This is a genomic window from Streptomyces niphimycinicus, from assembly GCF_018883605.1.
GTDB classification, from domain to species: Bacteria; Actinomycetota; Actinomycetes; order Streptomycetales; family Streptomycetaceae; genus Streptomyces; species Streptomyces niphimycinicus.
Map to the genome: position 1 here is coordinate 1 of NZ_JAHLEM010000260.1, position 13,314 is coordinate 13,314.

General features: G+C 70.5%; 10 protein-coding genes and 1 pseudogene. 2 read left to right on the top strand and 9 right to left on the bottom strand.

The window, feature by feature from the left end:
- The 6 genes from pdxT to pgsA all read right to left on the bottom strand — a co-directional run.
- A partial coding sequence (gene pdxT, locus KN815_RS23140) for a pyridoxal 5'-phosphate synthase glutaminase subunit PdxT (RefSeq protein WP_253209178.1) occupies positions 1–617 on the bottom strand: 617 nt, incomplete at its 3' end.
- Positions 618–707: 90 nt separating this feature from the next.
- Positions 708–1,628 (bottom strand): pyridoxal 5'-phosphate synthase lyase subunit PdxS, encoded by a 921-nt coding sequence (gene pdxS, locus KN815_RS23145; protein ID WP_014056223.1) that lies wholly within the window; start codon positions 1,626–1,628, stop codon positions 708–710.
- 279 nt (positions 1,629–1,907) lie between these two features.
- Entirely contained in the window at positions 1,908–2,465 is a 558-nt protein-coding gene (locus KN815_RS23150; protein WP_216343859.1) for a hypothetical protein, read from the bottom strand.
- A 117-nt stretch (positions 2,466–2,582) separates the two neighbouring features.
- The gene (locus tag KN815_RS23155; protein ID WP_216343860.1) at positions 2,583–3,743 is read right to left on the bottom strand and encodes a glycosyltransferase family 4 protein; all 1,161 of its coding nucleotides are present in this window, start codon (positions 3,741–3,743) and stop codon (positions 2,583–2,585) included.
- The gene (locus KN815_RS23160; protein ID WP_216343861.1) at positions 3,740–4,693 is read right to left on the bottom strand and encodes a phosphatidylinositol mannoside acyltransferase; all 954 of its coding nucleotides are present in this window, start codon (positions 4,691–4,693) and stop codon (positions 3,740–3,742) included. The genes KN815_RS23155 and KN815_RS23160 overlap by 4 nt, the downstream gene beginning before the upstream one ends.
- Positions 4,690–5,415, bottom strand: a complete 726-nt coding sequence (gene pgsA / locus KN815_RS23165) for a phosphatidylinositol phosphate synthase (RefSeq protein ID WP_372458444.1) — start codon at positions 5,413–5,415, stop codon at positions 4,690–4,692. Before pgsA ends, KN815_RS23160 begins: the two co-directional genes overlap by 4 nt.
- A gap of 149 nt (positions 5,416–5,564) precedes the next feature.
- Here pgsA and KN815_RS23170 point away from each other — a divergent pair, with 149 nt between their 5' ends.
- Positions 5,565–7,772 carry an elongation factor G-like protein EF-G2 gene (locus tag KN815_RS23170; protein WP_216343863.1) on the top strand — a complete coding sequence of 736 codons (2,208 nt, stop codon included), beginning with the start codon at positions 5,565–5,567 and terminating at the stop codon, positions 7,770–7,772.
- 234 nt (positions 7,773–8,006) lie between these two features.
- The gene (locus KN815_RS23175; RefSeq protein WP_216343864.1) at positions 8,007–9,659 is read left to right on the top strand and encodes an AbeC-like domain-containing protein; all 1,653 of its coding nucleotides are present in this window, start codon (positions 8,007–8,009) and stop codon (positions 9,657–9,659) included.
- A 75-nt stretch (positions 9,660–9,734) separates the two neighbouring features.
- Here KN815_RS23175 and KN815_RS23180 read toward each other — a convergent pair whose 3' ends face one another.
- The 3 genes and pseudogenes from KN815_RS23180 to KN815_RS23190 all read right to left on the bottom strand — a co-directional run.
- Positions 9,735–10,301 carry an HIT family protein gene (locus KN815_RS23180; RefSeq protein WP_216343865.1) on the bottom strand — a complete coding sequence of 189 codons (567 nt, stop codon included), beginning with the start codon at positions 10,299–10,301 and terminating at the stop codon, positions 9,735–9,737.
- A gap of 91 nt (positions 10,302–10,392) precedes the next feature.
- Positions 10,393–12,372: a threonine--tRNA ligase gene (thrS, locus tag KN815_RS23185; protein ID WP_216343866.1), complete on the bottom strand. Its 1,980-nt coding sequence runs from the start codon at positions 12,370–12,372 to the stop codon at positions 10,393–10,395.
- A gap of 163 nt (positions 12,373–12,535) precedes the next feature.
- A pseudogene (locus tag KN815_RS23190) lies at positions 12,536–13,314 on the bottom strand (hypothetical protein); the annotation flags it as partial.

A 13,314-nucleotide genomic window follows, 5' to 3' on the forward strand; every position in this document is an offset into this window, starting at 1 on the left:
ACCATTTCCACGAAAAGCTTGTGCACCCGGTGGTCACCCGTCAGCTCGGGGTGGAACGAGGTCGCCAGGACATTGCCCTGCCGGACGGCGACGGTGTGCCCGTCGAACGTCGCGAGCACCTCGGCTCCACCGCCCACGGACTCGACCCACGGCGCGCGGATGAAGACCCCCTCGACCGGGCCGCCCTCGATGCCCTCGATGTCGACCCGGGCCTCGAAGGACTCGTTCTGACGGCCGAAGGCGTTGCGGCGCACGATCATGTCGATGCCGCCGATGGTCTCCTGGTCGTCCCGGCCGTCGAGGATCTTGTCCGCGAGCATGATCATGCCCGCGCACGTACCGTACACCGGCATTCCGGCCCGGACCCGCTCGCGCAGCGGCTCCAGCAGTCCGAAGATGACCGCCAGCTTGGACATGGTGGTCGACTCGCCCCCCGGGATCACCAGGGCCGCGACCTCGGCGAGTTCCTCGGGGCGGCGGACCTGCCGGGCCGTGGCCCCGGCCGCGGTGAGCGCGGCGAAATGCTCGCGGACATCGCCCTGGAGGGCGAGCACACCGATCACGGGCGCGTCGGGCGCGGACTCGGTCGGCAGGGAAGCAGTGGACGACGTAGTCACGGAAGCGAAGACCTCTCGAACGTCAGGAGCACCACGCGCCGGGCCGGGACGCCGGGCGCGTGGTGCCATGTGGTGCCGTACGGGCGCCGGTTACCAGCCGCGGCTGGCGTAGCGCTCGGACTCGGGGAGGGTGTCGCAGTTGATGCCGACCATGGCCTCGCCGAGGTCCCGGGACGCGTCCGCGATGACCTTGGGGTCGTCGTAGAAGGTGGTGGCCTTCACGATCGCGGCGGCGCGCTTGGCCGGGTCGCCCGACTTGAAGATGCCGGAGCCCACGAAGACGCCCTCGGCGCCGAGCTGGCGCATCAGGGCGGCGTCGGCCGGGGTGGCGACACCGCCGGCGGAGAACAGCACGACCGGCAGCTTGCCGGTCTGCGCGATCTCGGCGACCAGCTCGTACGGGGCGCGGATCTCCTTGGCGGCCGCGTACAGCTCGTGGTTGTCCAGGCCGCGCAGGCGGGCGATCTCGCCCTTGATCTGGCGCAGGTGGCGGACGGCCTCGACGACGTTGCCGGTACCGGCCTCGCCCTTGGAACGGATCATGGCCGCACCCTCGGCGATCCGGCGCAGCGCCTCGCCCAGGTTGGTGGCTCCGCAGACGAACGGGGTGGTGAAGGACCACTTGTCGCTGTGGTTGACCTCGTCGGCCGGGGTGAGGACCTCGGACTCGTCGATGTAGTCGACGCCGAGCGACTGGAGCACCTGCGCCTCGACGAAGTGGCCGATCCGCGACTTGGCCATGACCGGGATGGAGACGGCGCCGATGATGCCCTCGATCATGTCCGGGTCGGACATCCGGGCCACACCGCCGTCCTTACGGATGTCGGCCGGCACCCGCTCGAGTGCCATGACCGCGACGGCACCGGCGTCCTCGGCGACCTTGGCCTGCTCGGGGGTGACGACGTCCATGATCACGCCACCCTTGAGCTGCTCGGCCATACCGCGCTTGACGCGGGCGGTGCCGGTCGCGGGGGCGTCGGAGTTGGGCGTGCTGGCGGGCGTGATGGACACGGTTTGACCTCACTCGATAATGAAAAGTGCGATGAGCCCATCGTAGGGCCGTTCGATACCGGAACATGACCCGGCCATCTGGTCCAGGTCGCGAGCGTGTGTGCTACACGAATGACAAAAGCGGCTCGGGCCGGGGCACGGCAAGGGCCAATCGAAGGCCGGTGGCTCGAAACAGCCGGTGAATCCTCAGTGCGCGGAAGGTGTCAGGGGGCGGGCTCCGCCACCGGCGCACCGCACGGCCTCCGTCAGCGCACGGCCTCCGTCAGCGCTCGGCCTCCGTCAGCGCTCGGCCTCCTCGGCGCCGGGCACCCGCCCAAGCGCCGTCGGGGGCTCGTCGTCCATCTCGAAGGCGAGCGGAAACGGGGCATGACCCGCCAGCCGGAACCAGCGCACCGTGCGATGGCGGCGCAGCGCCCGCGCAGCCCGCACCGCGTCGTTGTGGAACCGCCGGGCCATCGGCACCCGCCTCACCGCCCCCGTGAGCTCCCCCAGCGCGTCCTCACCGCCCGGCGCCTGCCGTACCGCCTCGGCCTGTGCGCTGTCCTGGAAGACGGCCCGCAGCGCCTGGCTCAGCTCGCTCTCGGCGACCTCGCGGTGCTCCTCCTCGGCCTGCCGGGCGGCGTGCGCGGCCTGGTACAGCACGATCGACGCGGCCGGGTCGAGCACTCCGGCGGTGGCCAGCTCCTGTGCGACGGAGGCTCGCCGCAGCAGTTGCGCGTCGAGTGCGGCCCGCGCCGCGTCCAGCCGGCTGTGCAGCCGGTCGAGGCGTCCGGCGGTCCAGCTCAGGTAGACGGCGATGACGACCAGCGCGACCGCGATCCAGATCAAGGTGCTCACGGCCCGCCACGCTACCGCCTGCCGCCCCGGGAGTCCGGGGTGGAGCCCGCACGCCGGAGGCGCTCGTAGCGGCCGTGTACGGCGCCGTACGCCCCTCCCGGTCGGCCCCCGGGGCCGCTAGGGCCTGGCGAGGCCCAGACGCGCCCACAGCCGCGTACGGTCGTCCGCGGCCACGGACGCCGCCCCGTCCGTCACCGTCTCGTAGACCGCGAGGATGTCGGCCCCCACCGTGGACCAGTCGAAGCAGCGTACGTGCCGGCTGCCCCGCTCCCGCAGTTCGGCCAGCCGCTTGTCGTCGCTCAGCAGCCGCACCGCGGCCGCCGCCAGGGCGTCGGCGTCCTCGTTGGCGAACAGCTCACCCGCCGCGCCCCCGTCCAGCACCTGGGCGAACGCGTCCAGATCGCTGGCGAGGACCGCGGCGCCCGCCGACATGGCCTCGACGAGGATGATGCCGAAGCTCTCGCCGCCCGTATTGGGCGCGACATAGACATCGACGCTGCGCAGCAGCCGGGCCTTGTCCTCGTCGCTGACCATCCCCAGGAACTCGACGCGCTCCCGCAGCGGCGCCGGCAGGGCCGCCACGGCCTCCTTCTCGTCGCCGCGCCCGGCGATCAGCAGCCGCGCACCCGGCCGCGCCTCGAAGATCTTCGGCAGGGCGCGCATCAGCACCGGCAGCCCCTTACGGGGCTCATCGATCCGGCCCATGAAGCCGATCGTCTCCCCCTGCCACTCCTCCTTCGGCTCGGCGTCGGCGAAGAAGTCCACGTCGACGCCGTTGGGGATGACGACCGCGTCGCCGCCGAGGTGCTCCACCAGCGTCCGGCGCGCGTACTCGCTCACCGCGATGCGCGCGCTGATCTTCTCCAGCGCCGGCTGAAGGATCGGATACGCCGCGAGCATGGCCCGGGAGCGCGGATTGGAGGTGTGGAACGTCGCGACGATCGGCCCCTGGGCCGCCCAGCAGGCCAGCAGCCCCAGCGAGGGCGAGGTGGGCTCGTGGATGTGGATGACGTCGAAGCCGCCGTCGTGCAGCCAGCGGCGCACCCTCGCGGCCGACAGGAAGCCGAAGTTCAGCCGGGCCACCGAGCCGTTGTACGGCACCGGCACGGCGCGGCCCGCGGAGACCACGTACGGCGGCAGCGGGGTCTCGTCGTCCGCCGGGGCCAGCACGGAGACCTGGTGGCCGCGCCGGATCAGATGGTCGGCCAGATCGCGGATATGGAACTGGACGCCGCCTGGGACATCCCAGGAGTACGGGCAGACGATCCCGATCCTCAAGGCTTCTCCATTCCAGGACTGCCGGGACTTCCGGGACTTCCGGGAGTTCCAGGACTTCCGGGACCGCGATCCAGATCCGCGAGCCACAGCCGCTGGAGCATGTGCCAGTCCTCCGGGTGCTCGGCGATCCCCGAGGCGAAGGCGTCGGCGACTTCCTGGGTCATGACGGCGGTCCGCTCCGCGCGGTTCCCGTCCCCGGGCACCTCGACCGGCGGATGCACCCGCCCGCGCATCACCGGCGACTCGTCGTACCAGAGGGTCACCGGCAGCAGCAGGGCACCGGTCTGGAGGGCGAGCGCGGCGGGCCCGGCGGGCATCTTCGCCCGCTCGCCGAAGAACGACACCTCCACGCCCGAGGCCGACAGATCGCGGTCGGCGACCAGGCACACCAGACCGCCCGAGCGCAGCCGCCGGGACAGCGTCCCGAAGGCGCTCCCGCCCTGGTGCGGCAGCACCTCCATGCCCAGCCCCTCGCGGTAGGCCACGAACCGGTCGTACAGCGACTCCGGCTTCAGCCGCTCGGCGACCGTGGTGAAGGGCACCCCCAGATGTGTGGTCACCCAGGCCCCGGCGAGGTCGTAGTTGCCCATATGCGGCAGCGCCAGGACCACGCCCCGGCCCTCGGCGAGACCGTCCACCAGATAGTGCGCGTCCTTGACGTCGAAGCCGCTCTCTATGCGCTCGGGGCTCCAGGCCGGAAGCCGGAAGGACTCCATCCAGTAGCGCAGATACGAGCGCATGCCCGTCCGCGACAGCTCGGCCAGCCGCCGGGGCGAGGCGTCCGGCACCACCCGCGCCAGATTGGCCTCCAGCCGCAGCACGCCCTTACCGCGCCGCTTCCAGGTCTCGTCTGCGATGCGCTGCCCGAGGCGCACGGCGACCGGCTCCGGGAGCTTCTTGACCGCGCTCCAGCCGAGCCCGTACAGCGCGTCGGTCAGCCTGTCCTTCACCGCGTCTCGCCCCCCTGGGGCACCGCCCGCTCCTCGGCGTCGGCCTCGGCGGCCTCCCGGCGCACGGTCACCACCCGCTGGACGAGGGTCACCGCGCTGCCGACGGCCACGATCCACAGCGCGATCGGGAGCAGGATGTCGATATGCGGCACGCCGAACTTGTGCAGCCCCGAGAAGCCGCAGGCCACCAGGGAGATCACCAGTCGCTCGGCGCGCTCCACCAGCCCGTTGACGTTCACCGGCAGCCCGATGCTCTCGCCGCGTGCCTTGGTGTACGAGACCACCTGGCCGCTGGCGAGGCAGAAGATCGTCACCGCACACAGCACATTGTCGTCCCCGCTGCCCGCATACCACAACGCCAGACCACCGAAGATCGCGCCGTCGGCCACCCGGTCCAGCGTGGAGTCGAGGAACGCGCCCCAGCGGCTGGAGCGCCCGAGCTGCCGCGCCATATTGCCGTCGACCAGGTCGGAGAAGACGAACAGCGTGATGACGACCGTTCCCCAGAAGAACTCCCCCTGGGGGTAGAAGACCAGTGCGCCCGCGCACACGCCGGCGGTGCCGGTGAGGGTCACCGCGTCGGGGCTGATCCCCAGACGGATGAGCAGGGCGGCGAACGGTGTGAGAACACGCGTGAAGAATGCACGCGCGTACTTGTTCAGCATGGCCTTCCCGGGGGGTCGATACGGGCCGGGTGACCAAGAGGCCACCGGAGCGCCCATCGTAGCCACGCCCCGGAGGGGCGCCGTGCACCTGTCGGACAGCTCCGTGACCGCCCGCGCGCTACGGCCGCATGTGTGACGTATGGACGCACCGTTACAGCGGTGGAAAGCTCGAAGTATCGCAAGGTGTCGACCGGGAGGCGAGACACATGGGCGACAAGACGAGTACACACCCAGGGGCCGCCGGAAGGGCAGCGACGGCCGACCGGCCCAGCTCCCTGCGGAATGTGGTTCTGGTCGGCCACAGTGGGACGGGAAAGACGACGCTGGTGGAGGCCCTCGCACTGGCGACCGGCGCGGTCAACCGGGCGGGCAGAGTCGAGAACGGCGGCTGCCTCTCCGACTACGACGAAATCGAGCACCGGCAGCAACGTTCGATTCAGCTCTCCCTGGTCCCCGTCGAATGGGGCGGGATGAAGATCAATCTCCTGGACACCCCCGGCTATGCCGATTTCGTCGGGGAACTCAGGGCCGGTCTGCGAGCGGCGGACGCGGCCCTTTTCGTTGTCTCGGCCGCCCAGGACGCCCTGGGCATCACCGGGGCCACCCGCATGATCTGGGACGAGTGCGCCGCCGTCGGCATGCCGCGCGCCATCGTGATCACCCATCTGGAAGCGGCCCGCGCCAGCTTCGAGGAGATGACCGAGCTGTGCCGGGACAGCTTCGGCGGCGACGACCCCGACGCCGTACTGCCGCTGTACCTGCCGCTGCGGGGCGAGCCGGGACCCGACGGGCACGCCCCGGTGACCGGCCTCATCGGGCTGCTCACCCAGCGGGTCTTCGACTACTCCTCGGGGACGCGCGCCGAATCGCCGCCCCGGGAGGACCAGCTTCCACTGGTCGAGGAGGCCCGCGGCCGGCTCATCGAGGGGATCATCGCCGAGAGCGAGGACGAGACCCTCATGGACCGCTATCTCGGCGGCGAGGAGATCGACGTCAAGACGCTGATCGAGGACCTGGAGAAGGCCGTCGCACGCGGCAGCTTCCACCCCGTACTGGCGGCGGCGCCCGCCGTCGAGGGGTCCAAGCAGGGCCTGGGCACCGTCGAGCTGCTGGACCTGGTGACCGGGGGCTTCCCGTGCCCGCTGGAGCGCGAGACGCCCGCCGTCACCACCCCGCAGGGCGCCGCACACCCGCCGCTGAGCTGCGATCCGGACGGTCCGCTGGCCGCCGAGGTGGTCAAGACCTCCTCCGATCCGTACGTCGGCCGGATCTCCCTGGTGCGGGTCTTCTCCGGCACCCTCCGCCCCGACGAGACCGTCCATGTCTCCGGCCACGGCATGGAGGACCGCGGCCATGAGGACCACGACGTGGACGAGCGGGTCGGCGCCCTGTCCGCGCCCTTCGGCAAGCAGCAGCGCACCCTCGCCCAGGCCATCGCGGGCGATCTGGCGTGCGTGGCCAAGCTGACCCGCGCCGAGACCGGCGACACCCTCTCGGCCAAGGACCAGCCGCTCCTCATGGAGCCCTGGCAGATGCCCGATCCGCTGCTGCCCGTCGCCATCCGGGCACACAGCAAACCGGACGAGGACAAGCTGTCGCTCGGCCTGTCCCGGCTGGTCGCCGAGGACCCGACGATGCGCCTGGAGCAGAACCCGGACACCCACCAGGTGGTGCTGTGGTGCCTGGGCGAGGCGCATATGGACGTCGCGCTGGAACGGCTGCGCAGCCGGTACGGAGTCCAGGTGGACGCGGTGCCGTACAAGGTCTCGCTGCGTGAGACCTTCGCGGGCAAGTCGGCCGGGCGCGGCCGCCATGTCAAACAGTCCGGAGGCCATGGCCAGTACGCGATCTGCGAGATCGAGGTGGAGCCGCTGCCGGAGGGCTCGGGCATCGAGTTCGTGGACAAGGTCGTCGGCGGCGCGGTGCCCCGGCAGTTCATCCCGTCCGTCGAGAAGGGCGTGCGCGGCCAGGCGGCGCGCGGCGTCGCGGCCGGCTACCCCCTGGTCGACGTGCGGGTCACGCTGCTGGACGGCAAGGCACACTCGGTGGACTCCTCCGACGCCGCCTTCCAGACGGCGGGCGCGCTCGCGCTGCGCGAGGCGGCCGCCGACGCCCGGATCGACCTGCTGGAACCGGTGGTCGAACTGGGCGTGCTGGTCCCGGACGACTATGTCGGTGCCGTCATGAGCGATCTGTCCGGCCGGCGCGGCCGGGTCGTCGGCACCGAACAGTCGGGCGGTGGACAGACCCTGATCAAGGCGGATGTGCCGGAGATCGAAATTGGCCGGTACGCGGTCGATCTGCGATCGCTGTCGCACGGCACCGGACGGTTCAGCCGCTGCTACGCCCGGCATGAGGCGATGCCCCATCAGTTGGCCGAGCAGATGCGCGAACAGGTCTCCGCCGAGGCGTAGTTCACGGCCCGCCCGTGGCGTATCTCACGGTCGGTCCAGGGCGTATTTCACGGCCCGCCCGCCCCCACCGCGCCGGGGCGGGCGGGCCTTTGCCATCCGTCGCCCAGCGGCGGGCCTGCGGCCGGTCTTCTCCACCAGGGTTTTCCACAGGCCGCACACGCACTGGCGACAGGTGGTGCACACCCCGGATACGCTGAGGTCGCAGCGCAAGAGCGTGCCGTATTGGGGGCGTTGGTGACGGACGGATTCGACTTCAGTCCCGGGGCGCAGGTTCCCCTGTCGGGAGCGGCGGGACAGACGGCAGCGACCCAGGCACTCGCCTCGGCCGCCTACCGCGACGACCCCGTGGCAAAGTTGCTCGACGCCAATTCGGAGTGGACGGTCTCCGAGGTCAAGGCACCGAGAATGTCGCTCTTCGAGCCGAATCTGGGCGAGGCGTTCGCGCGCGCCGTCCAGATGAGAATGCTCGGCGGCGGCCGGGGCCAGGTGATCCAGTCCTTCGGCACGGAGCCCCAGACGGTCGTCGAGCACTGTCTGGCCGCCAACCGCATCCGCAAGACCCGTGACGCCCGGCTCACCGCCGTCATGGTGATCTTCGGGGTGCTGTTCCTGCCGGGGACACTGCTCTGGCTCGGCGTCTTCCAACTGCGCCGCTCGATCGCCGGGGCCCAGGACAAGCGGATGGGGGCACTGGGCACCGCGCTGCTGGTGGCGCTCGGCGTGATGGTCCTCATCTTCCTGATCAAGCTGCCCTTCAGCGGCTTCTGGGGGATATATCTGCGCGGCGTCGTGGTCGCCCCCGTGATCGGCTGGTACATCGCCAAGCAGATCTGTGAGCGCACCGCCAAGGAGCTCCGGGACTCCTGGGGCGGGTTGCTCTCCGGCGGCGGCGTCGGCGCCAAGGTGCCCGAGACGGTGCCCAACCACCCGGGCCAGACCGCCGCCGAGGAGCTGCGCAAGGCGCTCCACAAGCTCACCGCCGAGCAGCACAGCAATGTGGTCTTCTACGCCGGCCCCAAGGGCATATTGGGCATGGGCACCCGCTGGGGAAGCTGGCAGCTTGCCGAGGACCTGGTCTCGGCCGACCCCGGCAAGGAGATCGACCCCTTCCGTAGCTGGGACGTCATACGGGCGATCCATGACCAGTTGCGCATGCTGGAGCGCACCCCGCTGCACACCGGCGGCTTCCCCAAGCCCTCCGTGCGCCACTGGGTGGTCTCTCCGATCGGCGAAGGAGCCAAGGCCGTCGAGCGCGGCGGCACCTCCGAGGAGGAGGGCTTCCAGATAAAGGGCGTCGAGCTCCAGCGGATCTGCGACAAGCAGCAGTTCGGCGCCGGTGACCGGCACTACCTGGGTGTGCAGTTCGTGCTCTGGGACGGCCAGTTGGTGATCACCCTGATGATCACGGTGACCCTGCTGCACAAGACGCTGCGGATCGAGGTCACCGGGCATGCGCTGGGGCCGATCCATCCGCTGTTCCACAACAAGCCGTCGGCGCCCAGCAAGACGGTCTCCAAGACCTTCCGGTTCTGGGAGACCAAGTCCATCCCGCTGCCGCTGGTGAACGCGAAGGAGGTCGTGCGGCTGACCGCGCGCGCCCCCTTCACCTGGTATCCGCCGATACTGGACTACCTCGGGGGCAAGCTGGTCCTGCCCGAGCCGTTCGGTCTGCGGCACGCCTGGGCGGACAAGCCCTGGCGGCACCGCTTCATGGCGGACGACGCGCTGCGCACCGCCACCCCGGTGCTGCGAGTGGTCCATGAGGCGGCCCTCGGGGTGCTCAAGCACCACGGCGTGGACACCGAGCGCTTCGGCAACCGCTCGCTGGCCCTCAGCGGCCAGATCCAGGAGGCGGCCCCGAAGAAGGCCGACCTGTACGACGCGTAAGCCGCCGTACGCACCGTATGAGGAAGGCCCCGGCCGCGTGGCCGGGGCCTTCCTCAAACGCATGCGGCTCGGTGGCTATCCCTGGGCCCGCGGCCAGGCTTCGGCCAGCAACTGGCGGGTGTCGGCGAGGAGTTGCGGCAGCACCTTGGTGCTGCCGATGACCGGCATGAAGTTGGTGTCCCCACCCCAGCGCGGCACCACATGCTGATGCAGATGCGCCGCGATCCCGGCTCCGGCGACGGTGCCCTGGTTCATGCCGATGTTGAAACCGTGCGCACCCGAGGCGGTACGGAGCGCGGTCATGGCGGCCTTGGTGTACTCCGCCAACTCGATCGTCTCCTCGGCCGAGAGCTCGGTGTAGTCGGCGATGTGCCGGAACGGGACGACCATGAGATGGCCACCGGTGTACGGGTACAAATTGAGCACGGCGTACACGGAGGCGCCTCGAGCGATGATCAAGCCGTCCTCGTCCGACTTCTCCGGAATGGAGCAGAACGGACAGCCATCGCCCGCGCCCGGGCCGGTCGGCTTGTTCTCCCCCTGGATGTAGGCCATCCGATGGGGCGTCCACAGGCGCTGGAACGCGTCAGGCGTCCCCACTCCGATCTGCTGTTCCGGCTCACTCGTCATGCGGGCCAGCATATTCGCCCGGCCGGGGTGAGGAAGAGCCGAGGGGCGGCCCTGGTCAGGGCCGCCCCTCGGAATCCCGGCCTCCGTGGGAGACCGCGGTGGATCAGACCTGGATCCGGCGCTCCACGGCGTCGGCGATCTCGGCCAGCGCCTCGTCGATCGGGATGCCGTTCTTCTGCGAGCCGTCGCGGTAGCGGAAGCTCACGGCGTCGTTGGCCACGTCCTCGTCACCGACGATCACCATGAACGGGATCTTGGACTTCTGCGCGTTCCTGATCTTCTTCTGCATCCGGTCCGAGGACGAGTCCACCTCCATCCGCAGGCCCTTCGCCTTGGCCTGCGCGGCGAACTGCTCCAGGTACGGCACATGGCCGTCGCCGATCGGGATGCCGACCGCCTGCACCGGGGCCAGCCACGCCGGGAAGGCGCCCGCGTAGTGCTCCAGCAGCACCGCGAAGAAGCGCTCGATCGAGCCGAACAGCGCCCGGTGGATCATGACGGGCTGCTGACGGGAGCCATCGGCCGCGGTGTATTCCAACTCGAACCGCTCGGGCTGGTTGAAGTCGACCTGGATGGTCGACATCTGCCAGGTACGGCCGATCGCGTCCCGGGCCTGGACCGAGATCTTCGGGCCGTAGAAGGCCGCGCCGCCCGGGTCCATGACCAGCTCCAGGCCCTGCTTCTCGGCCGCCTTGCGCAGCTCCTCGGTGGCCTCTTCCCACTGCTCCGGCCCACCGATGAACTTGTCGGAATCGTCCCGGGTGGACAGCTCCAGATAGAAGTCGTTCAGGCCGTAGTCGCGGAGCAGGTCCAGCACGAAGGTGAGCAGATTGTCCAGCTCATCGGCCATCTGCTCCTTGGTGCAGTAGATGTGCGAATCGTCCTGGGTGAAGCCCCGGGCCCGGGTCAGACCGTGGACGACGCCGGACTTCTCGTACCGGTAGACCGTGCCGAACTCGAAGAGCCGCAGCGGCAGCTCGCGATACGACCGCCCGCGCGCCCTGAAGATCAGGTTGTGCATCGGGCAGTTCATGGCCTTGAGGTAGTAGTCCTGGCCCTCGAACTCCATGGGCGGGAACATGCCGTCCATGTAGTGCGGCAGATGGCCGGAGGTCTCGAAGAGCTTGGCCTTGGTGATGTGCGGGGTGTTGACGAACTCGTACCCCGACTCCTCGTGCCGCTTCCGCGAGTACTCCTCCATCTCCTTGCGGATCACGCCACCCTTGGGGTGGAACACCGCGAGGCCCGAGCCCAGCTCGTCGGGGAAGGAGAACAGGTCAAGCTCGGCGCCCAGCTTGCGGTGGTCGCGCTTCTCGGCCTCGGCGAGGAAGTCCAGGTACGCCTTCAGTTCGTCCTTGGTCGGCCAGGCGGTGCCGTAGATCCGCTGGAGCTGGGGGTTCTTCTCGCTGCCCCGCCAGTACGCGGCGGCGCTGCGCATCAGCTTGAAGGCCGGGATGTTCCGGGTGGTCGGCAGGTGCGGACCGCGGCACAGGTCCTTCCAGCACAGCTCGCCGGACTTGGCGTCGAGGTTGTCGTAGATGGTCAGCTCGCCCGCGCCGACCTCGGCCGACGCGCCCTCGGCGGCGTCCGCGGCCGACCCCTTGAGCCCGATCAGCTCCAGCTTGTACGGCTCGGCGGACAGCTCCTCGCGCGCCTCGTCATCGGTGACCACGCGGCGGGAGAACCGCTGCCCCCTCTTCTGGATCTCCTGCATCTTCTTCTCGATGCGCTTGAGATCGTCCGGGTGGAACGGGGTCTCGACGTCGAAGTCGTAGTAGAAGCCGTCCTTGATCGGCGGGCCGATGCCCAGCTTCGCGTCGGGGAACAGCTCCTGCACCGCCTGGGCCATGACATGCGCGGTGGAGTGGCGCAGGATGTCCAGGCCGTCCTTGCTGGTGATCTCCACGGGCTCGATCTCGTCGCCCTCGGCCGGCTGGTACGCCAGGTCCTTGAGCTGCCCGGCCACGCGTACGGCGACGATCGAGCGGTCGCCGGAGAAGAGGTCCGCCGTCGTAGTGCCCGTGGCCACCACGCGTTCTTCCCGCTCGGAATCGCGTTGGATGATCACACGGACGTCTGACACCGGTCTCTCCTGACTGATGGATGGCTCACCGCTTCGAATGCGGCGCAGCGTGAATCGTACCGAGCCGACGGGTGGGACCGCGAAACGGTTGTGCACGCCGTCACCGCGCGGGACGACCACCATCACGGACGGGGACGACTACCGTCACGGCCGGGGCGTCCGGTCAGGGGCCGCCGCATGCCTCCTCGAAGAAGTCCAGGTTCTCCTGGAGCGATTTGACCAGCCGGTCCCGCTCGGCCTCGTCCACCTGGACCGGGGTGACGCCGGTGGCCCCGCTGAGCCGCCGGAAGCCGCCCCGGCTCTCCAGCCGCCCCCGCACCCGGATCGGCAGCCCCACCAGATGGGCGTGGCCGGCGATCCGGTAGTCCTCCTCGTCCAGGGTGATCCGCACCTGTGCGACATCGGCCCCGGAGAGCACCCGCAGCCGCACCGTCCCGGGACCGCCGGGGCCGGTACGGCGCAGCCGGACCACCGCACCGGTGAGGCATACGGGCACCGACGGCTCGTCCCGGACATAGCGGGCGCCCGCCTCCCGCAGCCCCGGCAGATCGCCGGGCGAGAACTCCACCGGATCGGGCCGGGCGGCGAACCCCGGCGGCGGACCGGCGGCCGGTGACCACTCCAGCGCCACCCGCGCCCCCTCCGTGCCCTGGACCAGCGCGACCACCGCCTCGGTCAGCTCCCGGCAGGCCCCGGCCGCGACCGCCGCGTCGTACGCCTCCATGCCGCCGGTCGTCCGGTGGTAGTCGGCGGCGTCACGGAGGGCGTACAGCGCGCGCAGCAGGGTGACGGCGGTGGCGCGGCCGTCCTCCTCCACGGGCACGAAGACGGTCAGCTCACGGCCGCCGGAATCGGCGCCCGGGGGCCCGGTCAGCACCCGCTCCAGGGACGCCTCGGCGGCGCGGCGGTGCCGGGCGCCGTAGTAGCCCGCCCGGCCCCGGG